Raw genomic sequence first — 23157 nt, forward strand, 5'->3', positions numbered from 1 at the left:
GCGAGCACCCGGCGAGCACCCGCCGGCAAAACGTCTGGCGGCGGATCCCCTCGACCGTAAAGGATGCGGGCATGACGACCCAGCGCCACGAACCCGCCGCCGACGCCGACGACCGCACCATGCTGGAGGGCTGGCTCGACTACCACCGCCGGACCCTCGCCTGGAAGTGCGAGGGTCTGACCGACGGACAACTGCGCACCGCCTCGGTGCCACCGTCCGAGCTGTCGCTGATGGGCCTGGTGCGGCACATGGCGGACGTCGAACGCGGCTGGTACCGCAGGGTACTCGCGGACGAGGACGCCGGCCCGCTCCATTACAGCGAGGCCGACCCGGACGGCGAGTTCCACCTCACCGGCACGGAGACCTGGCAGGAGGTGCACGCCGCCTGGCAGGCCGAGATCGGCATCGCCCGGCGCAACGCGGCCGGCTTCGGCCTGGACGACCTGGCCAAGGGGCGGCACAGGTCCGGCGAACGGTTCACCCTGCGCTGGATCCACACGCACATGATCGAGGAGTACGCGCGTCACAACGGCCACGCCGACCTGCTCCGCGAGCGTCTCGACGGCGCCACCGGCGACTGACGGCAACGCCGGACCCCGGGGCGGCCGGACCCGTCAACCGCACGTAAACCCTCGGCACTCCCATGCCCCCGTACGGGGGCGGAGATCACCCGTGCGGGGCATCCTTCGCCCGTCCACCGGCTCCCGGAGGGCCGGAGACTGCAGAGTGACGCGGGTGCATCGACAGACGACCGCAGCAACGCTGCTGGTGACCGTGGCGGTCTCCGTTCTCGCGGGCTGCGTGACAGTTCAGCGCCCCTCCGAGCCCGGCCCTCCCGCGGGCGCGGCCCGCTTGTCGGAGCCGCGCCCGGACGACCGGACGCGGGGGGTGGTGCAGGCACCGGCACGCGAGGCCCTGGAGATGATCGCCCCGTCCCGGCCCACCGAGCCGCCCGCTTCCCCCTCGCACCGTGCCGCCCCCACGGCACCCGCACCGGAACGGACCGCGCCGTCCGACGGCCGGAAACCGCGGCCGGGTGCCGGCGGCCCGGCCTACGGCAGAACCGCACCACCCGTACCCGCCGCGGAGGTCTCCGAGGTCGCGGGGGCCATCCGCGGCGACCTCGGTGGGCAGGCGGACGTCTGCGCCCTGGGCAGGGAGTACGGCCGCTGGCCCGCGGACAGCCCTCAGGCGGCCATCTGCGAGAAGAGATACGGTCGTTGACCGCCACAGCGGCCTACGGACGCTGCCTCGGCGGTCCCCACCTCCCGGCCGCCCCGCCCTCCTCGTCCAGCCGGATCTCCATACGCCGGATGGCGGCCCGGACCCTGTCTCCGTGGGAGTCGTCGGCAAGGGCACGGGCGGCTCCGCGGGCCCGGTGGAGGTGGGCACGGGCGGCGTCGGGGCGGGCGAGCCGGGCGTAGTCGGCGGCGAGGTCGAGGTGCAGGGAGGGATAGAGGGCGCGCACCGCGGGCATGCCCTCGTACCCGGCGGGGCGGTCGGCGGCCGCTTCGCCATCGGCCTCGTTCGCCGCCGCCAAGGCCCGCAGGTCCCAAGCGAGTTCGTCCTCGGGGTCGTCCTGGGTGTCGGCCAGGTAATGGGCCAGTGTGCAGCGGTGCAGGGCATCGCCGTGGACACCGATCTCCGCCCACAGCCCGAGGAGGCGATGCCTCGCCTCCTCGCGGTCCCCCGCGTGGTGCAGCATCACGACCTGCCCGATCCGCGTCAGCACGGAATCCGGCGCCACCTGCTCCTGTCGGTCCGCCACCACGCCCTCCGCACCGCTCGCCGGATCGTCCCCGCCGACGCTACGGCAGGCAGGGACGATCCGGGTCGAACCGCCTCGCGACGCACCGGACCGCCTCCGTCGGCGGGAACCGGCCGCGCCCCGGACGGGCAGGTGTCAGCCCAGGTCCGGGATGGTCCAGCCGATCGGCTCATGACCCTGCGCGGCCACCGCCTCGTTGATCTGCGTGAACGGACGGGAACCGAAGAACTTCTTCGCCGACAGCGGCGACGGATGGGCTCCCTTGACCACCGCGTGCCGGCTCTCGTCGATCAGCGGCAGTTTCTTCTGCGCGTAGTTCCCCCACAGCACGAACACCGCCGGGTCGGGCCGGTCGGCCACAGCGCGGATAACCGCGTCGGTGAACCTCTCCCAACCCCGCCCCTTGTGCGAGTTGGCCTCGCCGCCGCGCACCGTGAGCACCGCGTTGAGCAGCAGGACGCCCTGCTCGGCCCACGGCATCAGGTAGCCGTTGTCCGGGGGCGGTGTGCCCAGCTCGGCGTGCATCTCCTTGTAGATGTTCCGCAGCGACGGCGGGATCCGCACTCCGGGCCTCACCGAGAAGCACAGGCCGTGCCCCTGCCCCTCGCCGTGGTAGGGGTCCTGGCCGAGAATCAGGACCTTCACCTTGTCGTACGGCGTCGCGTCCAGCGCCGCGAAGACCTCCTCGCGGGGCGGGTGGACGGGGCCCTTCGCCCGCTCCTCCTCGACGAACTCCGTCAGCTCCTTGAAGTAGGGCTGCTGCAGCTCATCGCCCAGAACCCCGCGCCAGGACTTGGGCAGCATGGCGATGTCGGTCACGTCAACGTCCTCACGATTGCGGTCACTTCCCGGCCTCAGAACCTACAGGCGACCACTGACACCCGCCCCTCGGAGCGGCTACCAGCTGGTCTTGCGGGAGAGCTGCCACAACATCATGATCGTCGACGGGTCCAGCGCCCGCTCCGCGCCCGAGATGTCCCGGCTCGTCGCGACGTACTGCCGGCCCTGCCACAGCGGCAGCAGCCGCGCGTCGTCCACGAGGATCCGCTGGGCCTCCTCGAAGTCCTTCACGACGTTGCCGCGGTCACTCTCCCGGCGGGACCGGGGCAGCAGGACATTGCTGATCTCGTTCGCCTCGTACGGCGTGCCGAGCGCGTTCTGCTCGCCGATGAACGGGGCGATGAAGTTGTCGGCGTCCGGGAAGTCGGGGGACCAACCGCGCCCGAACACCGGGTACTCGCCCTTCTGGTAGCCATCGACGTACGTCTTCCAGGGGCGGCTCTCGAGGGTGATCTCGAACAGCCCGGAGGCCTCCAGCTGGCGCTCCAGCTCCTTGAACTCCAGTTTGGTCTCGGAGCCGTAGCGGTCCGTGGTGTACCAGAGGGTGAGCGGCACCGGCCCGGTGATGCCCGCCTCGGTGAGGATCCTTCGGGCCTTGTCGACGCTGGGGTCGCCGTAGTTGTCGAAGAAGCCGGTGGTGTGGCCGGTCAGCCCCTTGGGAACCATCGAGTACAGCGGGTCGACGGTGTCCCGGTAGATCTTGTGCGCGATCGCGCTCCGGTCGACGACCTGGGCGACGGCCTGGCGCACCGGCTTCTTGCCGGCCCACGGGTCCTTCGGGTTGAACACCAGGTAGTTGATGCTGGTGCCGGTGCCCTCCACCAGCTTGATCTCCTCCTCCTTGGAGGCCTCGCCCTGGAATTCGATGACGTCGTCCGCGGCGAGACCCCGGTAGGTGAGGTCGATCCGGTCCTCCCGCAGCGACTCGACCATCTCGGCGGAGTCCTGGAAGTAGCGGACCGTCACGGCGTTGTTCTGCCGTTCGGCGTAGCCCTTGTACTGCTCGTTGCGGACGAGCCGGGCCTCGTCGCCCTCTTCGTACGACTCGAGGGTGTACGGCCCGGAGCCGACGAGGCCGGACTCCTCGCGCAGGGCCTCGGCCGGATAGGCCTTCGGGGAGACGATCGACAGGGCCGGGGTGGCGAGCACGAAGGGGAACGTCGCGTCGGGCTTGTTGAGGTGGAAGACCACTTCCCGGGCATTCGGCGCCTGCACCCGTTCGAGACTGCCCAGCAGACCGGCCGGACCGCCGTTCACGTTGATCTTGCGGATCCGGTCGACGGAGTACTTGACCGCCTTGGCGTCGAGCGTGCTGCCGTCGGAGAACTTCAGCCCCGCACGCAGTTCGCAGCGGAACACCTGGTGGGAACTGTCGGAGAACTCGCAGCCCTCGGCGGCGTCCGGCTGGGGCGTGCTCGCGCCGACCGGGTAGCTCAGCAGCGTCTGGTAGACGTTGCGGAACAACTCCCAGGAACTGTCCCAGGAGGCCGCGGGATCGAGCGTGCTCGGCGAGCTGGTCGTCCCCACGACGATCGGCACGTCGTCGTCCGGGGTGTCGGACGCCAGCACACCGCAACCGGTGGACAAGGACGACATCGACGCGATGGACGCGACGGCCGCCACCCCTCGCAGGCATCGGTTCCGCTTGAACACGCGCACGCTCCTCGATCTGCCGTCCCAAGGGTCGGCAGACGATACCGCGCTGTTTCCGCCTCGGACCCTCCTTCGCATGCCCGTTGAGATCAACTCGTTGTAGATCACGCGGTCACTCTGCGTTGACTACGTTGTCATCGGTCCGCCCGTCTTCGAAAACGCCGGAACGGGCGCCGTTTCGTCAACGGACGCCCGCTCCGGAACAATCGTGGCCCACGCCACATCGGCTCAGCCCACGCCGGCTCAGCCCACGCCGGCGTTCAGGAGGATGCCGCCGTCGATCACCAGGGTCTGGCCGGTGACCCAGTCCGACTGGTCCGAGGTGAGGAACGCGGCGGCGCCGCCGATGTCGGCCGGCATACCGAGCCGGCCCAGCGGGTAGGAGGCGACGACCTCCTCCTCCCGGTCCTCGTACAGCGCCTGCGCGAACTTGGTCTTCACCACCGCCGGGGCGATCGCGTTGACCCGTACCCGCGGCGCGAACTCGTGCGCCAGTTGCCCGGTCAGGTTGATCAGCGCCGCCTTGCTGACGCCGTACGCGGCGATGAAGGGCGAGGGCGCGACGCCCGCGAGGGAGGCGATGTTGACGATCGCCCCGCCGTTGTCCTTCTGCCAGGCGTGCCAGGTGCGCTGGGCGAAACCGAGCGCCGAGATCACGTTGGTCTCGAACACCTTGCGCGCCACGTTCAGGTCGAGGTCGGCGATCGCCCCGAACACCGGGTTGGTCCCGGCGTTGTTGACGAGGAAGTCGACCCGGCCGAAGGCCTCCATCGTGCGCTCGACGGCGACGGCCTGGTGGGCCTCGTCGTGCGCCTTGCCGGCCACGCCGATGACCCGGTCGGCGCCGAGCTTCTCGACGGCCTCCTTGAGGGCGTCCTCGCCCCGGCCGGTGATGCAGACGCGGTCACCGCGCGCCACCAGCGCCTCGGCGACGCCGAGCCCGATGCCTCGGCTGGCACCGGTGACCAGGGCGACCTTGCCCGAGAGTTCCACTGAAGTCATGTCCGTATCCCCTAGTCGTGCCTACTCGTCCCTGGTTCGCTGCTCGTCGCAGTCGACCGCCGTTGCCCCCGGGCCGCCCAAGAGCGGTCCCCCGGCGGCCCCGGCCGCGGCGTTCCTCAGTCGAGCGGTCCGCCCGCCACGTACAGCACCTGGCCGGAGACGAATCCGGCGGCCTCACCGGTGAAGAAGGCGATGGCGTTGGCGATGTCCTCCGGCTCGCCGACCCGGGCCACCGGGATCTGGGTGGCGGCGGCGGCCTTGAAGTCGTCGAAGCCCATGCCCACGCGGTCTGCGGTGGCCTTGGTCATCTCGGTGGCGATGAATCCGGGGGCGACGGAGTTGGCGGTCACGCCGAACTTGCCGAGCTCCTTGGCGAGGGTCTTGGTGAAGCCCTGCAGGCCGGCCTTGGCGGCGGAGTAGTTGACCTGGCCGCGGTTGCCGAGCGCCGAGGAGGAGGAAAGGTTGACGATCCGGCCGAAGCCGGCGTCCACCATGTGCTTCTGGCAGGCCTTCGACATCAGGAAGGCACCGCGCAGGTGCACGTTCATGACCGTGTCCCAGTCGGAGACGCTCATCTTGAACAGGAGGTTGTCGCGCAGCACGCCCGCGTTGTTGACCAGGATGGTGGGCGCGCCGAGTTCCTCGGCGATCCTGGCGACGGCGGCCTCGACCTGCGTCTCGTCCGAGACGTCGCAGCCGACCGCGAGGGCCCTGCCACCGGCGGTGGTGATCTTCTCGACGGTGTCCTTGCAGGCTCCCTCGTCGAGGTCGATCACGGCGACCGCACGGCCCTCGGCGGCCAGTCGTACGGCGGTGGCGGCGCCGATACCGCGCGCGGCACCGGTGACGACGGCGACCCGCTGCTGCTCAGTGGTGGACATCGCTGCTTCTCCTCGACCTCGGACCTTCGGATGCGGCTTCTGCGACCCGCCCGGATGGGTGAGCGACCGCTTAGTACCTTCAGCAGACGTGACGCTAGAAGCCCTGGCACCCGGTGTCAACGGCCCACCCTGCTGTGTGATCCATTCCCCGGCCCGCCGGACCCCCGGCACACCACGTCCGACTGGTGCCGCCCCGTGCCCGGGTCCCTCGATTACCACCCGATCGGCCCATGGCTGCGCGCCCCGGCCCGGGGGCGCGCCTAGCGTCGAAGCACGAGCCACTTGTGGCCGGAAAGGAGGCGCATCATGCGCCGACGCACCGGTGCCCTCGGCATACTCGTCTCGCTCGCCGCGACACTGCCGGTGGCCCACACCGCTCACGCCCAGGACCTGGACTGCGCGGACTTCACCTACCAGGAGGAAGCGCAAGCCCTGTTCAACCTCGACCGGAGCGACCCCAACGGACTCGACGAGGACCAGGGTCCCGACGACGACATCGCCTGCGAGGCCCTGCCCCGCCGCGAGGGCACCCTCACCTCCTCCACCAGCGCTCCCCGGGCGACGGCCGGCACCGCCGCGCCCGCGACTCCCTCCGCACCCGCCACGATCGCGCCGACGCGCGGTGTGGAGGGCGGGCTGGGCGGCTCGTCGGCCACCGGGCCGAGCGACTGGGACACCGGAGTCGGCCTGGCCTTCGCGGCCGGCGCCCTCGCCACGACCGGGTACCTGGTGAAGCGCCGCCGCACCTGACGCGCGGGCCGGCGCGTACGTCCGTGCACCGCGCCCCTCTCCGCGTTCCCGTACCCCTGTGAGCGGCGGGCCGTCGCAGCCTTCCCCCTGCGGCGGCCCGCCGCGGTGGTTCACCGTGCCGGCCCGTCGTGGGCTTTGGCCCTCCGGGTCAGCGCACGAGCAGGTCGAGCAGTCGCCGCACCTCGGCCGCCGGATCGGCGGTGAGTCCGGTGTGCACGGGACCGGGCTGGACGACGGTGGAGCGCGGGGCGATCAGCCAGCGGAATCGTCGCCCGGCATCGTCGCCCGCGGCCTGACCCGCCGCGTTCCCGCCCGCACACACGCCCTCCACGGCACGCAGCGCGGCCCGGACGCCGGCCAGGTCCACGTGCGGGTCGAGGGCCAACAGCCGGGACTCGTCGAGGTGGGTACCGGCCCCGACGAACGCCGCGTGACGGCAGTACACGATCACCCCGGCGTTGACGCACTCGCCCCGTTCGACCCGCGGCACGACCCGCAGCAGCGCGTATTCGAAGACGTGCCGGTCGCTGTGGTCGCTCACTGGTTCGCCTTCTCCCCGATGCCGTGGACCCGCTCGTGGACGGTGGCCGCGCGGGCGAGCAGGGCGCGCGCGTAGGCCTGCCGGAGCTCGTCCGGCGTGTCGAATCCGGGTTCGCCGGCCAGCCATACGTCGGGGATCTCCGCGGTGACCTCGGCGAGCAGGGCCGCGGTGACGCGCGGTGCGAGTTGTGCCGCCGCGGCGGCCACGTCCGGCCCGAAGGGCTCCAGGACGTGGTCGGAGGCGTCGTAGGGGCGGGCGACGGAACGCTCCACGCCGGGCCAGTTGTGGTGCCAGATCATGGTCGCGCCGTGGTCGATGAGCCAGAGTTCGCCGCGTCGGCGCAGCAGGTTGGGGTTGCGCCAGGAACGGTCGACGTTGTTCACCAGCGCGTCGAACCAGACGACCCGCCCGGCCTCCTCGGGGCCGACCTCGAAGGCGAGCGGGTCGAAGCCGAGCGCCCCGGAGAGGAAGTCCATGCCCAGATTGGTGCCCCCGCTGGACTTGAGGAGCTCCTGAACCTGTTCGTCGGGCTCGCCCAGCCCCAGGACCGGATCGAGTTCCACCGTCACCAGACGCGGCACCCGCAAACCCAGCCGCCGGGCGAGTTCCCCGCAGACGACCTCGGCGACCAGCGTCTTGCGCCCCTGCCCCGCACCGGTGAACTTCAGAACGTAGGTGCCGAGGTCGTCGGCCTCGATCAGTCCCGGCAGCGAGCCGCCCTCGCGCAGGGGCGTGATGTAACGAGTGGCGGTGACCTCGGTCAGCATTTCGCCAGGCTACGCGATCCCCTGGCCTTGCAATCCATGCCCTCTCCAAGATCCCCGTGCCCCGGGGAGTCGGCCACGATCAGCCCTGGGGAGAATCTGGGGAGTTTCGGCCGGTGCGCTGATCCCCCTTCCCCTCGAGCAGTCCGCCGATCCCGTTGCGCCCTTTGCCCCTTAGTGGACATCTGGCATGATTCGCCCCGTAAGCGACCGCCCTTGACGGCCACACAACTGATGGGCCCCGCCCGACATGCTTGCCGAGCGGGGCCGACTGCTGTCCGAAGCCCTGTCTCTCGAACCGCCGGGGTCAGAACGGCATGCGCCCCCTGGCCCGGCGGCCGGCTGAGCCGCTGCGACCCAGAGCGCGGGAGCTGGAGCGGAAGGGCTTGCTGAACAGCCGCCCCAGCGGTCCGGGAGCCTTGGAGCCGGCCCGGGAGCCGACGCCCATGGTGCGCTGCGCACCGTTCTGCGGATGCCGCGACAGGCGGGGCACCAGGAAGGCGAGTACCGCCAGTACGACGCAGAGGGCGATGATGCCTACGATAACCATGTCGTGCCTCCTGAATCGGGACTTCGGGCGGTCGTCACCCGTGTAATCCCTCATGCCCCCTGCAAGACCGCACACGCTCGGCAATTTCCTCGACCCCGCACCGCCCTGTTCATGGGACGGGTGACGGCACGCCGGCGACAGCCTCGTCCGTTCACGTGGCGTCGGCTGCCTGCCGGGCGGAGCGGCCCGTGCTCCGACAGGGAAACGACAGCTGTGGCTTACGTCCGTCCGACCCTGTGCGGGGCAAGCTCGGCAGTGCCTGAACAGCACGGGCACGCCGACCGTACCTCTCCCCAGATCACGCAACCCCCCGGAAGGGACATCACCGCATGACCAGCGCATCGCATCAGCTCGCATCGGGACCGGCCCGTCGAACCGTCGTGGCGGCGGCCGGAGCGGCGGGCCTCGCCGTCGCGCTGACCGCCTGCGGAGGCTCCGACGAGTCCTCCGGCTCGTCGGACTCCGCCGCCCCCGGCGACTCCCCGGACAGCAACGAAGCGACCGGCGACGGTTCGGGCGACGAGGGCAACGAGGCCGCCGGTGCCGCGCTCGCCTCGGTCGCCGACATTCCCGAGGGCGGCGGAAAGGTCTTCGCCGACAGCAAAGTGGTGGTCACCCAGCCGACGGCAGGCGAGTTCAAGGCTTTCTCGGCAACCTGTACCCACCAGGGGTGCGCGGTGAAGAGCGTCGCCGACGGGGTCATCAACTGCCCCTGCCACAACAGCAATTTCTCGATCACCGACGGCAGTGTGCAGAGCGGCCCGGCGACCAAGCCGCTGCCCGCCATGGAGATCACCGTCAGCGGGGACTCGATCACGCTCGCGTGAGCCGGCAGCGCCGGACCGTACGGCGCTGCCGGCCCATGCGGGCCGGCACATCGGCCGTGGTCGCGAGGGTCGCGACCACGGCCGGGGTGTGGGTGCGGTTCACCCGGTCGGCGGCGGCCGGGCGGAGGAAATCGGTCACCCTTGCGCGCGGAAGGAAGGCGACCCATCCTTTTCTGACGTGATGTCAGAGGATCCCTCTGGCACGACGTGAGAGAAGAGGGGGCCGCATGACTGCCACGCAGCGCCGGGGCCGGAAGATCATGATGACGCCGGGCGAACTGGACGACTTCCTCACCGCTCAGCGCACCTGCCGGGTGGCCACGGTGTCGGCCGACGGAGCACCGCATGTCAGCACGCTCTGGTTCGCCTGGGACGGCACCTCGCTGTGGCTGTACTCCGTGGTGCGCTCCAGGCGCTGGGCGGACCTGCGCCGAAACCAGCGGGTGGCGATCGTCGTGGACACCGGCGAGGAGTACGACGAGTTGCGCGGTGCCGAACTGTCCGGGCAGGTGGAGTTCGTGGGCGAGGTACCCCGGACCGGCGAACTCTGCGCCGAACTCGACGTCCCCGAGACGCTGTTCGCGCGCAAGAACTTCGACCTCGACGAGATTCCGCACGACGGCCGGCACGCCTGGATACGGCTCACCCCGGAGAAGATCGTGTCCTGGGACTTCCGGAAACTGGGCGCGCGGTAGCGGGCGGGGCAGGGGCCGGCCCGGCCCCCACGCCTGCTCTAGGCATACGTCCTGGACTCCCTCACCCGCGGTCCGATCGCCGCCCCGATGGCCTCGCTCAAGGGCCCGATGTCGTCCGCGGTGAGCGTCGACACGGTGACGCGAATGCCGGGCGGGGTGCTCATCCGGAAGCGGGCACCGGGCGCCACCGCCCAGCCCGCGTGCAGCAACCGGGCGACGGCGCCGGTCTCGTCCGGCACGGGCACCCACACGTTCATGCCGCTGCGCCCGTGCGCCGCGATCCCCTGCCGGGCCAGCGCCCCGACCAGGGCGTTCCGGCGCCGCCCGTACCGCTCCGCCACCGCCGCCGGGTCCACCGTGCCGCCGGTCCAGAGCCTGAGCACCGCGCGCTGGACCGTGCGGCTGACCCAGCCCGGCCCGAGCCGCTGCCGTCCGCGTACCCGGTCGATGGTGACCGGGTCCCCGGTGAGCACGGCGAGCCGCAGGTCGGGACCGTACGCCTTGGCGGCAGAGCGGACGAAGGCCCAGCTGCGGGTGGCACCGGCGAGTGGGTGCAGGGGCAGGTCGACGATGTGGTGCCCGTGGTCGTCCTCGACCAGCAGCGTCTCCGGGTGGTCCGCGAGCACCGCCCGCAGGGCCCGCGCGCGTGTCGCGCTCAGGGCGGCACCGGTCGGGTTCTGCGCCCGGTCCGTGACGATCAGCGCGCGTGCCCCGCCCGTCAGGGCCTGCCGTACGTCGTCGGGGAGCGGCCCCTCGTCGTCGACGCCGACCGGGACGGTCCGCAGGCCGAGCGCCGGAACGAGGTCGAGCACGCTGCCCCATCCGGGGTCCTCCACGGCCACCGCGTCGCCCTGTCGGAGGTGAGCCGCGAGCACCCGCTCCATGGCGTCGAGGGCGCCGGAGGTCACGGTGACCGGGCCGTCGGGGACGCCGTCGGCGTCCAGTCCGGCGCGGGCGAACCGGACCAGCCCGGGCTCCACGGGCGCGTGCCCGTAGAGCACCGGTTCCCGGTCGCCCTGCTCGGCCGCGGCGGCGAAGGCCTCGGCCAGCGGGGGCAGCAGCGCGGGGTCGGGGTTGCCGTCGGAGAGGTCCCGTACGCCCCGCGGGACCTCCACCCGGGCGGAGTCGCGCGCCGTGGTGACGGGTTTGGGCCGCACCCGGCTCCCCCGGCGGCCCGCGGTCTCGATCACCCCGCGCTCGCGCAGGGTCCGGTACGCGGACGCGACGGTATTGGGGTTCACTCCGAGCCGTTCCGCCAACTCCCGTATCGGGGGCAGCAGTTCACCCGGCTGGAGCGCCCCTTCACCCACCGCGCGTTCGATGCTCGCCGAAATCTCCGCAGCGCGCCGACCCGTGATCCGATACTCTCCTAGCACAAAGCAAAGTATGCACTAGTGCAATGGAGGACGCCATGCCGGGGACCCGGCCGCAGCAGCCCGCCGACACCGCCACCCGCACCGACGGCTACCGGCCCACCGAGCGCACGGTTCCCACCCGCTCGCCGGACCGCGCCGCATACGACAGGGACCTGGTGCACGCGATACTCGACGAGGGCTACGTCTGCCATCTCGGTTTCGTCCGTGACGACGCGCCGGTGGTACTGCCCACGCTGTACGCCCGGGTCGGCGAGTGTCTCTACGTGCACGGTTCAACGGGCTCGCGCCCGCTGCGCGCGGCGGGTCTGGCCGACCCCGGGCTCCCGGTCTGCCTGACCGTCACCCACGTGGACGGGCTGGTACTGGCCCGCTCGGCGTTCCACCACTCGATCAACTACCGCTCCGTGGTGGTGCACGGTCTCGCGTACGACGTGACCGGCCCCGAGGAGAAGCGGCAGGCGCTGGACGCCCTCGTCGACCACGTCGTCCCCGGCCGCGCCGCCGACTCGCGCCCGGCGAACAAGAAGGAACTGGCCGCCACCGCGGTGATCCGCCTCGACCTGACCGAGGTCTCCGCCAAGCTCCGCACCGGCGGCGTGAACGACGAGCCCGAGGACCTCGCCCTCCCCCACTGGGCCGGCGTCGTCCCCTTGACCCGCACGTACGGCACCCCGCTCGCGGACCCCGCCCTGCCCGCCGGCACGGAACCGCCGGAGTACCTGGCGGCCCTGTGACGCCGCGGACGCGCGCCGAGGGCGGGGCATGCCCCGCCCTCGGGCCAGGCATGCCCCGGGGGGTCCGCCGAGGAGCCTCTCCCGAAGGCATCTCCCCTGAGGACCCGCGCCGTCACGCCGGCGCCGCGCCTCCCTTCGCCCTGCGGGTCCGCGCGCCCCGCGCCTCGTCGACCGCGAGCCCCGCGACCGAGCCGAGCATCAGCAGGGTGCCGGCCAGCATGGCCGGGGTGAGCCGCTCACCGAGCAGGGCGACGGCCAGCACCGCCGCGCTCACCGGTTCGAGAAGCATGATCACGGACACGGTGGCCGACCGTACGACCGCCGCGCCCGCGAAGTACAGGCCGTAGGCGAGAGCCGTCGGAACCGCGGCGATGTACACCAGGAGGCACAGCAGCGGAGCGGGATCGCCGGTGTACGGCACCAGCCCTTCGACCGCGGCGAACGGCAGCAGCAGCACGCTGGTGACGGCGAACGCCCCGACGGTCGTGCCGGAGGCGTCCAGCCCACCGTCACGCCCCCACCACCGGGTGAGCAGGGTCATCACCGAGTAACCGGCCGCGGACAGCAGCGCGAGCAGGATGCCCCACGGGTCCACGGTCGTCTCCCCGCCGCCGAGGACGAGCACGGCGAGCCCGGCGAGCGCCCCCACGACGGCGGTGGCCCCGCCCCGCCCGAGCCGCTCCCCCAGGAACAGCCGCGCGCCGAGCGCGATCAGTACGGGGCCGGCGCCGAGGGTGACGACGGTGGCCACGGCGAGTCCCGTGGCGGCGACGGCCGCGAAGTAGGCCGTCTGGAACACAGCGAGCCCTGCCCCGGTGGCCACGGCCCGCCGCACCCTGGGGCCCGGCGCCCCGGCCACGGCGGTACGGGCACGAGGGACCAGCATCCGGGCGCCGAGCAACAGCGCCAGGCCGGTCGCGCAGCGCCAGAAGGAGAGGGCTACCGGCCCCATGTCGCTGGTCCGGTAGACCAGCGAGGCGGCGGCGCCCGCGGTGCCCCAGGCGGCACCGGCGACGATCAGATAGAGCAGGCCTCGCCCGACGGGCAGGCCGGTGACGGTGTTCGACACGTGTTCTCTCCGCAGTTGCACACAGATACGCGCGCGTACGCACTCCTCACGGAAGTGCCTGCGCTGCGCGAAAGGCCGGAAGGGAGCCCCGGATCAGGCCCGGATCGAACCGGTCCAGCGGGGCCCGCGGACTGCGTCTGCGGGCAGCACCACGACGCCCGGCGACAGCGCACCGGGCGCGGGAAGCTCAGGGCCCGCCTCAGACGGCGGGCGGCGGAAGAACAAGTGCGCGCGCATGCATGATCAGCACCCTAGGCCGCGGTTCCCGGTGTGGACAACTCCCTTTCGCCTCCCCCGCTCGCCACCGGGCGGTCGGGGCTTCTGGCGGGTGCCGAGGACTGGGCGATGAACGCGCCCGCCAGGACCACCGCGCCGCCGGCGATCTGCGGCGCCGACAGGTGCTCGCCGAGCAGGACCCAGGCCAGCACGGTGGCGACGACCGCTTCGAGACAGGCCACCACCCCGGCGACCTGCGGCGAGAGCCGGCGTACGGAGAGCACTCCGGTGCCGTACGCGACGACCGTGGCGACGAGGACGAGCCAGGCGAGCAGCACGAAGGCCGCGACCGGGGTGCCGTCCATGCGCGCGCTGCCCGCGAGCACCGACCAGTCCATGGACCACGGACGGGCGACAACGGTGAGGACGGCGGCGCCGGCGAGCAGACCGTAGGCGATCACCCCGAGCGGGTCCGGCGCCCGGTCGCCGTGATCGCTGCCCTGGTCGGAGAGAACGAAGTAGCCGACCTGGCAGCAGGCGGCGCCGAGCGCGAGCAGCAGCCCGACGAGGTCGAAGCCGAGGCCCGACCACACCTCCACGACACAGGCCAGTCCGCCCACCGCCAGCACCACACCGACCGCCGCCGCCCGGGTCACCGGCCGCCGCTGCGCGAACCGCACCCAGCAGAGGACGAGCGCGGGCGCCAGATACTCGACGAGCAGCGCGACGCCGACGGGGATACGGGAGATGGCGGCGAAGTAGAAGGCCTGGACCCCGGCGACGGCGAACAGTCCGAACCCGGCGAGCAGCGCCGGATGACTGCGCAGCAGTCCCCGGTGGCGCACGGCCAACGGCAGCATGACCAGGGCCGCGCCCGCCACCCGCAGCCACACGACGTGCAGCGGGTCCAGGCCCGCCTCGATCAGCGGCTTGGCGGCGACTCCCGATCCGCCGAAGGCCGCCGCGGACAGGAGCGCGAGGCCGAGCCCGGCGCCCTTCCCACGGGCCTTCCGGGCGTTCCGAATGCTGGCAGAGGTAGGCACCGGCACATGATGCCAGGCGCCGACAGGAGCGTCACCCCTCATGACACCTGGCTCACGGGCTGGACGTGCGGCCCGGGGTCCGGACGGAGGGGAGGAAATCCACTGACGGGCGAACACGGCCCGGCCCTCACCGCGCTCTCAGCCCTTCGGCCCCTCGGTGAGCGGGGTCGCCGGTCCATGCCGCGTCGAGACGGGCGAGGACGTCGCGGTGGCCGATTCCGGCACGCTCGAGCACTTCCACCGCCCGCGCCTGCGGATCCACGATGATCGCCGCGAGCAGGTCCACACCGCGCGCGGACCCGCCATGACGTGCGGCGCGTTCACGGGCGTACTCCAGACCGGCCGCCGCCGGCGGCGAGAACCCGGTGGTCCGCACCACCACCGGAACGGAGCCGGAGCCCTCGACGGAACTCTGCCAGCGCAGGCCGTAGCCGATGCTGCGCTGGACCAGGTAGCCGAGCAGCCGGGCGGTGCGCCGGCCCTCGCCGAGGACCGCGCACACCTCGGCGTCGGACTCCAGCAGCGAGTGCAGCAGATGGGCGGTGTCGATCTGCCGGTCCGCGTCCCTGACCGCTCTGCGGCGGGCACCGCTGACCACCGCTGCCAGCTCCGCACTGAGTCCGGCACCGTGTTCCGCGCGGTGACTGCCCTGTTCCTGGGCCTGGTGGGCCGACGGCCCGGGGGTACGGTGTTGCACGCCTCCCAGCACATCAGCCCCGCGGGTCCGGGGCGTCCCCGGCGGGGAGCATCTTCCCGTCCCACGGGAAGTGGACGCGGAGGGCCGCAATCTCCTCCCTGGGAAGGAGAATCAGCCCCGCTTCCCCTCGGGCCCGCCACGCCACCGCAGACACCGGCCTTGTTCCCCAGCCCCGGCCCCAGCCGTCAGCCTCAGTCGTCGTTGGCGAGGATGAGGTACAGCTTCTTGCGGGCTTCGTTGACGACGGCGAGCGCCTTCTCGCGCTGCTCCTTGGTGCCGGTCTTCCAGACCTGCCCGAATGCCTCCATCAGGCCGAACCCGGCCTGCCGGACCTCGCTCAGCGCCTCCCAGTCGACCCCGCGGGAGGCCTCCTCCCAGGGCGCCTCGGGACCCTCCCCGGCCACCGCGCGACCGGTGTCGGTGAGTGCGAACAGTTTCTTGCCGCCCTCGGACTCACTGACGATCAGCCCCTCGTCCTCCAGCAGCTGGAGGGTGGGGTACACCGATCCGGGGCTGGGCTTCCACGCCCCGCCGCTACGCCCGGCGATCTCCTGGATCATCTCGTAGCCGTGCATCGGCCGGTCCTTCAGCAGAGCCAGGATCGATGCCCGTACGTCACCGCGCCGCGCCCTCCCCCTGGGCCCGCCGCGCCCTCGTCCGCCCCAGGGGCCGTGCCCGAAGCCCGGACCGAAGCCGGGGCCCCCGGGGCCACCCGGCCCGCCGGGACCGAAGGGCCCGAAAGCGGCCCGCCGCCTCTCGAAGTCGCCCCGGCCGCCCTTCGGACCACTGTGACCGTGTCCATGCTCGAAACCATGGGTACGCACCGCAACCACTCCCCATTCCATCATTGACCTGTCGCGATAACTCAACGATATATCGGAGAAAAGGGCAGGGCAACCCCTGCCGTAAGGACGGCCGCGGAATCCGGGCCGGCATCTTTGGATTGGCCTTGGTCTGCGGCTTCGCCGACGTCCTACCGTCAGGGGATGCGCATGCGAATCGTCGACGCCTTCACCGACCGGCCCTTCGCCGGAAACCCGGCCGGAGTCCTGCTCCTGGACACGGACGCCTTCCCGGACGACGGCTGGCTCCAGAACGTCGCCCTGGAGGTCAACCACGCCGAGACCGCCTTCGCGCACCCGCTGCCCGGGGGCGGGGAGGCCGACTGGGCACTGCGCTGGTTCACTCCCGCCGCCGAGGTGGCGATGTGCGGCCACGCGACCCTCGCCGCCACCCACGTCCTGCACACCACCGGCGCTCACAAGGGCCCCGTCCGGTTCTCCACCCGCAGTGGCGTCCTCGTCGCGGCGCCGGCCGAGGACGGCTCCGTGACCATGGACTTCCCCACGGCCCCGCTTACCCCGCTCGACCTGCCCGAAGGGTTCGCCGAGACGCTGGGGGCCGAGCCGCTCACGGCTTTCGACACCGGTCCGCTCGTCGGCGATCTGCTGGTCGAGGTCGCCGACGAGCAAACGGTCCACGCCCTGCGGCCCGACCTCAGAACCCTCGGCGCCCACTCCACGCGCGGCGTCATCGCCACCGCCCGCGCGGAAAACCCCTCCCTGGGCTACGACTTCGTCTCCCGGTGCTTCTTTCCGAACGTCGGTATCGACGAGGATCCCGTCACCGGCAGCGCTCACACCGCGCTGGCCCCCTACTGGTCCGAGCGCCTGGGCCGCACCGCTCTCACCGGCCTGCAGGCCTCACCCCGCTCGGGCCGCGTCCGTACGGAGCTGCGCGGCGAGCGCACCCTGCTGGGCGGACGGGCGGTGACCGTCATCGAAGGCGAGCTGCTGGGCGCCGCCCTGCCGGACGGCGGGATCGCGGGCGGCGGACCGTCGCACTGAGCCGGGCCCGATACGAAACCGGGGACGTACGGCACCATGGCACGTCCCCTTCCCCCCGACCGCTCACGCCGTGGGCAGCCAGTCCACCTTGCCCGCGAGCAGCGCGTACCCCACGAACGCCCCGATGTCGAGCAGCGTGTGCGCGACCACCAGGGGCCCCACCCGGCCCCAGCGGCGGTAGAGGTGGACGAACACCACGCCCATCACCATGTTGCCGATGAACCCGCCGATGCCCTGGTAGAGATGGTACGAGCCGCGCAGTACCGAACTGGTCGCCGTCGCGGCGCCCGGTGACCAACCCAACTGCTCGAGCCGGCGCAGCAGATAGGCGAGGACGATGACCTCTTCGAGGATCGAGTTCTGCATCGCCGAGAGGATCAGCACGGGAAACTTCCACCACACCTCGGGCAGCGCCTCGGGTACCACGGTGAGGTTGAAGCCGAGGCTCCGCATGGCCAGGTAGAAGGCGATGCCGCTGCTGCCGATGGCCGCCGCGACCGCCGCCCCGCGGCCGAGGTCGGACCAGGGCCGGGTGCGGTCGAAGCCGAGGGTGCGCAGTCCCGCGCCCTCGCGGACCAGGAAGTGGGCGACGAGCGCGACGGGGACGAGCGCGCTGGTGATCCCGAAGAGCTGCCAGGCCAGGTCGAGCCAGGGGCGTCCCGGTGCCGCCGAGCCGTTGAGGGTGGCCGCCTGGTCCTTCAGGCCGCCCGGCCGGGTGACCGAGCCGACGAAACTGATCAGCGCGGACACCGCGCTCGCGCCGAGCGACACCGCGAGCACGAGCAGCGTCTCGTCGCGGAGTGTCTTGCGCGTGAGCCGCCGCTGAGGATACGCACCGGCCTCCGGTCCCGCCTCCGCCTGCACACCTGCCTCCACATCACCGAGCTGTCCGACCGGTTCAGTATGAAGGCACCGGTGGAGCGCCCGGCGGGCGGTCCTCAGTCGCCGGTCCCGTGGGCGGGGCTGCGCGGCCGGCCCTCCTTCCCGCTGTCCAGGATCCCCGTCCCGAGTCCCGCCCGCTCGGGGCTCAGTCCGCGGACACCGGTTCCGGGAGCCCCATGGGCCAGGTGTGCACGGGGTCGCCCCGCAGCATCAACTCACGGTAGCGCCGGGTGGTGGCCGCCAGAGCCGCCTCCCGGGACAGGCCTCCGTCCAGCGCCCGGTGGAAGGTCGCTGCCTGCCAGCTCGCCCCGTTCTGCCGGCGCCGGCAGCGTTCCTCGATCACGCCGAGGTACAGGTCCCGGTCCGCGGATTCGATGCCCCACGCGTCCAGCCCCGCCTCGGCCAGCGGCAGCAGTTCGTCGCGTACGAGGGCGACCGCGTCCACTTCGGCCGTACCCCCGTAGCGCCCGCGCCGGGGCCAGGTGAAGCGGGCGTCGATACCGTGCCGGCAGGCGGCGTCGAAGTTGGCGGCGGCGGCCTCGAAGGGCAGCCGGGTCCACACGGGGCGGCTCTCCTCGGCGAGGGCGCGGACCAGACCGTAGTAGAACGCCGCGTTGGCGACCACGTCGACGACGGTGGGTCCGGCGGGCAGGACCCGGTTCTCCACCCGTAGGTGGGGCACGCCGTCGGCGACGTCGTAGACCGGGCGGTTCCAGCGGTAGACCGTGCCGTTGTGCAGGACGAGTTCCGCGAGCGAGGGGGTGCCTCCCCGGTCCAGCACGTCGAGCGGATCCTCGTCGTCGCAGATCGGCAGGAGTGCCGGGTAGTAGCGAAGATTCTCCTCGAAGAGGTCGAACGCCGAGTCGACCCAGCGCTCGCCGAACCAGGTGCGCGGCCGCACCCCCTGTGCCTGGAGCTCGGGCGGACGGGTGTCGGTGGACTGCTGGAACAGCGGCGGCCGGGACTCGCTCCACAGCTCACGTCCGAACAGGAAGGGTGAGTTGGCGCCGACGGCGATCTGGGCGGCGGCAACCGCCTGGGCCGCGTTCCACACGTCGGCGAAGCGGGCCGGAGTGACCTGGAGGTGCAGTTGGACCGAGGTGCAGGCGGCCTCCGGCGCGATCGACTTGGAGGTGCAGCTGAGACGTTCCACCCCCTCGATGTCGAGGGTGAAGTCCTCCCCTCGGGCGGCCACGATCTGGTCGTTGAGCAGGGTGTAGCGATCGACGGCGGAGAGGTTCGAGGAGACCAGGTCGTCGCGGTCGAGCGTCGGCAGAATACCGATCATCACGATTCCGGCGTCCACCTCGGCGGCTTTCCGGTCCGCGTACGCGAGGGAGGTGCGCAGTTCCTCGGCGAGCCGGTCGAATACCCGGCCGTCCAGACGATGTGGAGCAATGTTGACTTCCAGGTTGAACATGGCGAGTTCTGTCTGGAAGTCGCGGCTCGCAATCCGTTCGAGGACTTGCCCATTCAACATTTTGGGCATGCCGTCGGCGCCCGTGAGATTCAATTCGATCTCCAGCCCCATCAGGTTCCTGGGGCGGTCGAACCGCTTCTCCGCCAGGAGTCGCTCCAAGCCCGTCAGACACCTGCGGAGCTTGTCGCGGTAGCGCTGGCGATCGGACAGGTCGAACCCGCCTGCCACCACCTTCTCCCCCATCGAAGCGTTCCTCCTCGTCGGATGGGCGGTCCGATGATCGGCCGCCGGGGTCCTGGTCCACAGAGGAGGATGCCCAGCGGATGCGATCGATAACGCCCCGAACCGCTCTGTCGGCCGCTACGCTGGTCGAGGGTAACCAGTGGCACATTCACGCGGCATGGCCGACGGTGCACGTTACAAGGCGACGGCGAACTCGTGAAAAACGCCGACGACAATAGGCCTACCACTGCACGGCCATTTGTCGAGGTCATCGCCGTACCCCCGGCCGGGAATCGGGATAATTCCCCCGTTTCATCGTCCAAAAGTACCCTTGTTTCGCGGTTCGAAAACGGCTAGCCGAAACATAGTCCGAACACGCATCGTATAAACTCCGTGGACAAGGCAGAAGGTTGGCGCCCACGGTCGAGTGATCCAGCCGACGAGGTGACGTGCGGCATTCCTCACCCCCACCTCTCGTACTCAGACCCCCGGCCCCTGCCTTCCGGCCTTCGCGAGCTGACAGCGCCGTCCGCCCCGCCCTCGCGCCACTGTGCCTTCGAATGAGAGGCGACCCACCATGCCCCTGCATGCCCCCCCGGCCCCCGCGCCCGCACTGCGTTCCGTCCTGACCGCGCTCTCCTCCCCCACCGCGGTCAGCGAGGCCCGAACTCCCTCCCTCCTCGGTGCCGAGGGGCCTGTTTCACCAGAACTGCCGCTGCCCGTGCACGTCCTGGACCGGGTCACCGCCGAGGGCGTGTCCGCGACGCGGCTGGCCGGCTGGCGCTTCCTGATCCGCTGCGGCGACCGGGCGGTGGCCGCGGCGGACACCGTGCTCACTCCCGACGGCTGGGCCTTCTCCCGCTTCTTCGAAGGCCCCTACATCGCCTCCACCGAACTGGCCCTGCGTCAGGCCGAGGCCCTGCCGCAGCCGTACCAGCCCCGGCTGCTGTCGGTGCCCGGCCTCTACATGCTGGCCCTCTGGCTGCACGGCGACCGCACCGCGGACGGTGCCACCGGTCATCCGGCCGCCACCGACCTGCTCGTCCCCCTCGCCCCGGCGCCGCCGGGTATCGCGGCCCACCGGCCGCACCGGGCGGCCGAACTGCTCCCGGTGCTGACCCATCGGGTCGCACCCGGCCGGCTGCTCGGCTCACCCGCCTGACACCTGCCGCACCTCTCGCCTCGCGCGAGCACCCTTCCGTGCTCCGCCGCCGGACCGCCGGCGGCGGGGGACGCGCGCGTCCCGAGGAAGACCGGCATGGCTCAAGCACCCGGGGCAACCAGGACCACGGACCGGAGTAGCCCCATCCGGCTATACCAAACCACCCGAAGTGACAGTGGTGTCGGGCTGAACCGTCCGCCCGGGTGACGCGTCCTCAACCTGTGAGGGGGTGGTGCCGCGAAAATCCTGCGGATCGCCCCCCAAAGGGCAACACTTGTTTCCGACCGGCCTGTCCCGACGGGCCTATCACAACGGGGGGGGCGGCCATGAACGAAGCTTCACGCCGCGGAACTGAAACGACAGCCAGCCCACAGGTCACGCCAGAGCGAAAGATCCCATCCATGTGCCAGCACCAGTCACCGTGCCCCTCAGCCGATTCCGCCGACCGGGAGTCCGCCCGTCTCGTGGCGCACCATCCGGAGCAGGGCTGGAGCCTGCTGTGCAACGGTGTCGTGCTCTTCGAGGACACCGGCGAACTCCTGCCCGACGGCAGCTGCATCGCCCCGCAGCGCCCCCGGAACGCCGTCCAGGTGATGACCACCGCCTAGGACGGGCCAGGGCCCGTCCGCAGAACACCAGGGGGCCGGACCGCGGAATTCCCGCGAACCGGCCCCGACGCACATCCGGGGTTCGTCACACCGCGTGACACCCCGCCCGTGCATGCGTCACCCCTCGGCCGCGCCCGCGGTCAGGCCGCCGCCGAGCCGGCGCTCGGCGACCGAGCAGAGGGCGAGCGCGGGAACCACGGCCAGGACCGGGTACGCGAAGACCCGCGCGCTGTCCGCGGAGTACTGGTCCTGGAACTGCTGGACACCGATGGGGATCGTCCACCAGGTGTCGTCGGTGAACACCAGCAGCGGCAGGAAGAAGTTGTTCCAGCCGGTGACCACGGCGAGCACGGAGACGGTGCCCAGGGCGGGCCGTGCCATCGGCAGCAGCACCCGCCAGAAGGAGCCGAACGGACCGCAGCCGCCGAGCGTGGCCGCCTCCTCCAGCTCTCCCGGGATCTGCCGGAAGAATCCGCGCAGGATGATGACCGTCATCGGCAGACCGAAGGCGGCCTGCGGGAGGATCACGCCGAGCGGGTTGTCCAGCAGGCCCATGGAGCGCAGCAGCAGGAACAGCGGCAGCGCGGCCACCGCGAACGGGAACATCAGCCCCATCGTGAACAGTGTGAACAGCACCTCCCGTCCTCGGAAGGCGAACCGGGCGAAGGAGAACGCCGCCGGCGCGGACACCGCGACCACGATCGGGGCCGTGGCGATCGCGATCAGGGTGCTGTTGCCGACCAGCCGCCAGAAGTCACCGGAGGCCAGGGGGCCGGTGTGGTCGGCGCCGGCCCACGGGGCGGGCAGTCCGACGGAGTTGCCGGAGAGCCGGTCGGTGGACTTGAACCCGGAGAGCACGGCGCAGAGCAGGGGTACGGCCGTCACCGCGCCGACGGCGATCAGGACGAGATGCAGTGGCAGGGTCCGGAAGAGAACGCCGGCGCGGGGGCCGGGGCGCCGCTCCGGAGCCGGAATCGGACACGGAGCCGCCCCCGTCCCCTCCCGCGGACGCTCCCAGGGACGCCGGCGCGGACGTGGACGCGGACTCGCCGGAGACCGAAGGCTTTTGAGGGAGCGTCACTTTCCGCCTCCACGCATGGTCGTGATCGCCCCTTCGAGGTCCCGGCGCAGCACGAAGCGCTGGTAGGCGAGGGCGGAGACGAGACTGATGCCGAACATGACCACACTGATCGCGCCGGCGTAGCCCACCTGGTAACGCTTGAAGCCGTACTGGAACATGGTCACGATCATGGTTCCGGAGTGGTGGTCGGGGCCGCCCTGGGTAATCACCCACACCAGGTCGAACAGCTGGATGGCGCCGATCACCGACAGGAGGATACTGATGCGCAGGGTCGGGGCCGGCAGCGGCAGGGTGACGTTGCGGAAGCGCTGCCAGGGACCCGCGCCGTCGATCAGCGCCGCCTCGGTCGGCTCCTTGGGTATGGAATGAAGTCCGGCCGGGTGGAGCATCACGTGGAAGCCGAAGTACTTCCAGGTCATGACCAGGAAGAGGGTCGCCATCACCATGTCGGGATCGGCGAACCACTCCCCCACGGCCCGGCCGGGGAACCGGTTCGAAACGGCCGATCACGGCGCGGCGACGTCCACCG

Annotated in this window: 26 protein-coding genes and 1 pseudogene; 9 read left to right on the top strand and 18 right to left on the bottom strand. The window is 71.6% G+C overall.

Features of this window, described 5'->3' with window-relative positions:
• Window positions 1–71 precede the first annotated feature (71 nt).
• Entirely contained in the window at window positions 72–581 is a 510-nt protein-coding gene (locus tag ACWZEH_RS04285; RefSeq protein ID WP_456195752.1) for a DinB family protein, read from the top strand.
• 154 nt (window positions 582–735) lie between these two features.
• Window positions 736–1224 carry a hypothetical protein gene (locus tag ACWZEH_RS04290; protein WP_456195754.1) on the top strand — a complete coding sequence of 163 codons (489 nt, stop codon included), beginning with the start codon at window positions 736–738 and terminating at the stop codon, window positions 1222–1224.
• Between the two features lie 13 nt (window positions 1225–1237).
• Here ACWZEH_RS04290 and ACWZEH_RS04295 read toward each other — a convergent pair whose 3' ends face one another.
• The 5 genes from ACWZEH_RS04295 to fabG all read right to left on the bottom strand — a co-directional run bounded on the left by ACWZEH_RS04295 (window position 1238) and on the right by fabG (window position 6144).
• On the bottom strand, window positions 1238–1768 hold the full coding sequence (locus ACWZEH_RS04295; protein WP_456195756.1) for a hypothetical protein: 531 nt from the start codon (window positions 1766–1768) through the stop codon (window positions 1238–1240).
• Between the two features lie 135 nt (window positions 1769–1903).
• The gene (locus ACWZEH_RS04300) at window positions 1904–2587 is read right to left on the bottom strand and encodes a uracil-DNA glycosylase (protein WP_456195757.1); all 684 of its coding nucleotides are present in this window, start codon (window positions 2585–2587) and stop codon (window positions 1904–1906) included.
• A gap of 78 nt (window positions 2588–2665) precedes the next feature.
• On the bottom strand, window positions 2666–4261 hold the full coding sequence (locus ACWZEH_RS04305; protein ID WP_456195759.1) for an ABC transporter substrate-binding protein: 1596 nt from the start codon (window positions 4259–4261) through the stop codon (window positions 2666–2668).
• 243 nt (window positions 4262–4504) lie between these two features.
• Window positions 4505–5263 carry an SDR family oxidoreductase gene (locus ACWZEH_RS04310; RefSeq protein WP_456195761.1) on the bottom strand — a complete coding sequence of 253 codons (759 nt, stop codon included), beginning with the start codon at window positions 5261–5263 and terminating at the stop codon, window positions 4505–4507.
• A gap of 116 nt (window positions 5264–5379) precedes the next feature.
• On the bottom strand, window positions 5380–6144 hold the full coding sequence (gene fabG, locus ACWZEH_RS04315) for a 3-oxoacyl-ACP reductase FabG (protein ID WP_456195762.1): 765 nt from the start codon (window positions 6142–6144) through the stop codon (window positions 5380–5382).
• Window positions 6145–6450: 306 nt separating this feature from the next.
• Here fabG and ACWZEH_RS04320 point away from each other — a divergent pair, with 306 nt between their 5' ends.
• Window positions 6451–6894, top strand: coding sequence for an excalibur calcium-binding protein (locus ACWZEH_RS04320; RefSeq protein WP_456195763.1), 444 nt, complete (start codon window positions 6451–6453; stop codon window positions 6892–6894).
• Window positions 6895–7042: 148 nt separating this feature from the next.
• Here ACWZEH_RS04320 and ACWZEH_RS04325 read toward each other — a convergent pair whose 3' ends face one another.
• The 3 genes from ACWZEH_RS04325 to ACWZEH_RS04335 all read right to left on the bottom strand — a co-directional run bounded on the left by ACWZEH_RS04325 (window position 7043) and on the right by ACWZEH_RS04335 (window position 8749).
• Window positions 7043–7435 carry a DUF3037 domain-containing protein gene (locus ACWZEH_RS04325; RefSeq protein ID WP_456195764.1) on the bottom strand — a complete coding sequence of 131 codons (393 nt, stop codon included), beginning with the start codon at window positions 7433–7435 and terminating at the stop codon, window positions 7043–7045.
• Entirely contained in the window at window positions 7432–8202 is a 771-nt protein-coding gene (locus ACWZEH_RS04330; protein WP_456195766.1) for a HipA family kinase, read from the bottom strand. Before ACWZEH_RS04330 ends, ACWZEH_RS04325 begins: the two co-directional genes overlap by 4 nt.
• A gap of 304 nt (window positions 8203–8506) precedes the next feature.
• Complete coding sequence (locus ACWZEH_RS04335; RefSeq protein ID WP_456195768.1) at window positions 8507–8749, bottom strand: DUF6411 family protein; 243 nt, start codon at window positions 8747–8749, stop codon at window positions 8507–8509.
• A gap of 329 nt (window positions 8750–9078) precedes the next feature.
• On the opposite strand from ACWZEH_RS04335, the gene ACWZEH_RS04340 reads away from it, so the two are divergent.
• Window positions 9079–9576 (top strand): Rieske (2Fe-2S) protein, encoded by a 498-nt coding sequence (locus tag ACWZEH_RS04340; protein WP_456195770.1) that lies wholly within the window; start codon window positions 9079–9081, stop codon window positions 9574–9576.
• Here the strand turns inward: ACWZEH_RS04340 and ACWZEH_RS04345 are convergent.
• The gene (locus ACWZEH_RS04345) at window positions 9563–9715 is read right to left on the bottom strand and encodes a hypothetical protein (protein ID WP_456195772.1); all 153 of its coding nucleotides are present in this window, start codon (window positions 9713–9715) and stop codon (window positions 9563–9565) included. The two genes, ACWZEH_RS04340 and ACWZEH_RS04345, sit on opposite strands and share 14 nt — an antisense overlap.
• An 88-nt stretch (window positions 9716–9803) precedes the next feature.
• Here ACWZEH_RS04345 and ACWZEH_RS04350 point away from each other — a divergent pair, with 88 nt between their 5' ends.
• Complete coding sequence (locus ACWZEH_RS04350; RefSeq protein WP_456195774.1) at window positions 9804–10271, top strand: pyridoxamine 5'-phosphate oxidase family protein; 468 nt, start codon at window positions 9804–9806, stop codon at window positions 10269–10271.
• 38 nt (window positions 10272–10309) lie between these two features.
• Here the strand turns inward: ACWZEH_RS04350 and ACWZEH_RS04355 are convergent, their stop codons facing one another.
• The gene (locus tag ACWZEH_RS04355) at window positions 10310–11647 is read right to left on the bottom strand and encodes an aminotransferase class I/II-fold pyridoxal phosphate-dependent enzyme (protein WP_456195776.1); all 1338 of its coding nucleotides are present in this window, start codon (window positions 11645–11647) and stop codon (window positions 10310–10312) included.
• Between the two features lie 35 nt (window positions 11648–11682).
• On the opposite strand from ACWZEH_RS04355, the gene ACWZEH_RS04360 reads away from it, so the two are divergent.
• The gene (locus ACWZEH_RS04360; protein WP_456195778.1) at window positions 11683–12381 is read left to right on the top strand and encodes a pyridoxamine 5'-phosphate oxidase family protein; all 699 of its coding nucleotides are present in this window, start codon (window positions 11683–11685) and stop codon (window positions 12379–12381) included.
• Window positions 12382–12493: 112 nt separating this feature from the next.
• Here ACWZEH_RS04360 and ACWZEH_RS04365 read toward each other — a convergent pair whose 3' ends face one another.
• The 4 genes from ACWZEH_RS04365 to ACWZEH_RS04380 form a co-directional block, all read right to left on the bottom strand.
• The gene (locus tag ACWZEH_RS04365; RefSeq protein WP_456195780.1) at window positions 12494–13450 is read right to left on the bottom strand and encodes a DMT family transporter; all 957 of its coding nucleotides are present in this window, start codon (window positions 13448–13450) and stop codon (window positions 12494–12496) included.
• 251 nt (window positions 13451–13701) lie between these two features.
• Window positions 13702–14715: an EamA family transporter gene (locus ACWZEH_RS04370; RefSeq protein WP_456199431.1), complete on the bottom strand. Its 1014-nt coding sequence runs from the start codon at window positions 14713–14715 to the stop codon at window positions 13702–13704.
• Window positions 14716–14836: 121 nt separating this feature from the next.
• Window positions 14837–15406: a Clp protease N-terminal domain-containing protein gene (locus ACWZEH_RS04375; protein WP_456195782.1), complete on the bottom strand. Its 570-nt coding sequence runs from the start codon at window positions 15404–15406 to the stop codon at window positions 14837–14839.
• A 191-nt stretch (window positions 15407–15597) separates the two neighbouring features.
• Window positions 15598–16251 carry a PadR family transcriptional regulator gene (locus tag ACWZEH_RS04380; RefSeq protein WP_456199432.1) on the bottom strand — a complete coding sequence of 218 codons (654 nt, stop codon included), beginning with the start codon at window positions 16249–16251 and terminating at the stop codon, window positions 15598–15600.
• A 141-nt stretch (window positions 16252–16392) separates the two neighbouring features.
• On the opposite strand from ACWZEH_RS04380, the gene ACWZEH_RS04385 reads away from it, so the two are divergent.
• Window positions 16393–17253, top strand: coding sequence for a PhzF family phenazine biosynthesis protein (locus ACWZEH_RS04385; RefSeq protein ID WP_456195784.1), 861 nt, complete (start codon window positions 16393–16395; stop codon window positions 17251–17253).
• Between the two features lie 63 nt (window positions 17254–17316).
• On the opposite strand, the gene ACWZEH_RS04390 is transcribed toward ACWZEH_RS04385, so the two are convergent.
• The gene (locus tag ACWZEH_RS04390; protein WP_456195786.1) at window positions 17317–18117 is read right to left on the bottom strand and encodes a CPBP family intramembrane glutamic endopeptidase; all 801 of its coding nucleotides are present in this window, start codon (window positions 18115–18117) and stop codon (window positions 17317–17319) included.
• Between the two features lie 163 nt (window positions 18118–18280).
• On the bottom strand, window positions 18281–19798 hold the full coding sequence (locus ACWZEH_RS04395; RefSeq protein WP_456195788.1) for a glutamate-cysteine ligase family protein: 1518 nt from the start codon (window positions 19796–19798) through the stop codon (window positions 18281–18283).
• 556 nt (window positions 19799–20354) lie between these two features.
• Here ACWZEH_RS04395 and ACWZEH_RS04400 point away from each other — a divergent pair.
• Together ACWZEH_RS04400 and ACWZEH_RS04405 are read left to right on the top strand one after the other, a co-directional pair.
• On the top strand, window positions 20355–20939 hold the full coding sequence (locus tag ACWZEH_RS04400) for a hypothetical protein (RefSeq protein ID WP_456195790.1): 585 nt from the start codon (window positions 20355–20357) through the stop codon (window positions 20937–20939).
• A 401-nt stretch (window positions 20940–21340) separates the two neighbouring features.
• The gene (locus ACWZEH_RS04405) at window positions 21341–21547 is read left to right on the top strand and encodes a DUF5999 family protein (RefSeq protein ID WP_456195792.1); all 207 of its coding nucleotides are present in this window, start codon (window positions 21341–21343) and stop codon (window positions 21545–21547) included.
• A gap of 117 nt (window positions 21548–21664) precedes the next feature.
• On the opposite strand, the gene ACWZEH_RS04410 is transcribed toward ACWZEH_RS04405, so the two are convergent.
• Together ACWZEH_RS04410 and ACWZEH_RS04415 are read right to left on the bottom strand one after the other, a co-directional pair.
• The gene (locus tag ACWZEH_RS04410; RefSeq protein WP_456199434.1) at window positions 21665–22522 is read right to left on the bottom strand and encodes a carbohydrate ABC transporter permease; all 858 of its coding nucleotides are present in this window, start codon (window positions 22520–22522) and stop codon (window positions 21665–21667) included.
• A 102-nt stretch (window positions 22523–22624) separates the two neighbouring features.
• A pseudogene (locus tag ACWZEH_RS04415) lies at window positions 22625–23098 on the bottom strand (carbohydrate ABC transporter permease); the annotation flags it as partial.
• Window positions 23099–23157 lie beyond the last annotated feature (59 nt).

Source organism: Streptomyces yamdrokensis (assembly GCF_053890455.1).

What these genes read in the sequence shown, in the direction of transcription:
- ACWZEH_RS04400 (WP_456195790.1), top strand. Translation starts at nt 20,355, where the DNA reads ATGCCCCTGCATGCCCCCCCGGCCCCCGCGCCCGCACTGCGTTCCGTC.
- ACWZEH_RS04405 (WP_456195792.1), top strand. Translation starts at nt 21,341, where the DNA reads ATGTGCCAGCACCAGTCACCGTGCCCCTCAGCCGATTCCGCCGACCGG.
- ACWZEH_RS04310 (WP_456195761.1), bottom strand. Translation starts at nt 5,263, where the DNA reads ATGACTTCAGTGGAACTCTCGGGCAAGGTCGCCCTGGTCACCGGTGCC.
- ACWZEH_RS04330 (WP_456195766.1), bottom strand. Translation starts at nt 8,202, where the DNA reads ATGCTGACCGAGGTCACCGCCACTCGTTACATCACGCCCCTGCGCGAG.
- ACWZEH_RS04285 (WP_456195752.1), top strand. Translation starts at nt 72, where the DNA reads ATGACGACCCAGCGCCACGAACCCGCCGCCGACGCCGACGACCGCACC.
- ACWZEH_RS04380 (WP_456199432.1), bottom strand. Translation starts at nt 16,251, where the DNA reads ATGGAATGGGGAGTGGTTGCGGTGCGTACCCATGGTTTCGAGCATGGA.
- fabG (WP_456195762.1), bottom strand. Translation starts at nt 6,144, where the DNA reads ATGTCCACCACTGAGCAGCAGCGGGTCGCCGTCGTCACCGGTGCCGCG.
- ACWZEH_RS04350 (WP_456195774.1), top strand. Translation starts at nt 9,804, where the DNA reads ATGACTGCCACGCAGCGCCGGGGCCGGAAGATCATGATGACGCCGGGC.
- ACWZEH_RS04340 (WP_456195770.1), top strand. Translation starts at nt 9,079, where the DNA reads ATGACCAGCGCATCGCATCAGCTCGCATCGGGACCGGCCCGTCGAACC.
- ACWZEH_RS04395 (WP_456195788.1), bottom strand. Translation starts at nt 19,798, where the DNA reads ATGGGGGAGAAGGTGGTGGCAGGCGGGTTCGACCTGTCCGATCGCCAG.
- ACWZEH_RS04385 (WP_456195784.1), top strand. Translation starts at nt 16,393, where the DNA reads ATGCGCATGCGAATCGTCGACGCCTTCACCGACCGGCCCTTCGCCGGA.
- ACWZEH_RS04320 (WP_456195763.1), top strand. Translation starts at nt 6,451, where the DNA reads ATGCGCCGACGCACCGGTGCCCTCGGCATACTCGTCTCGCTCGCCGCG.
- ACWZEH_RS04335 (WP_456195768.1), bottom strand. Translation starts at nt 8,749, where the DNA reads ATGGTTATCGTAGGCATCATCGCCCTCTGCGTCGTACTGGCGGTACTC.
- ACWZEH_RS04360 (WP_456195778.1), top strand. Translation starts at nt 11,683, where the DNA reads ATGCCGGGGACCCGGCCGCAGCAGCCCGCCGACACCGCCACCCGCACC.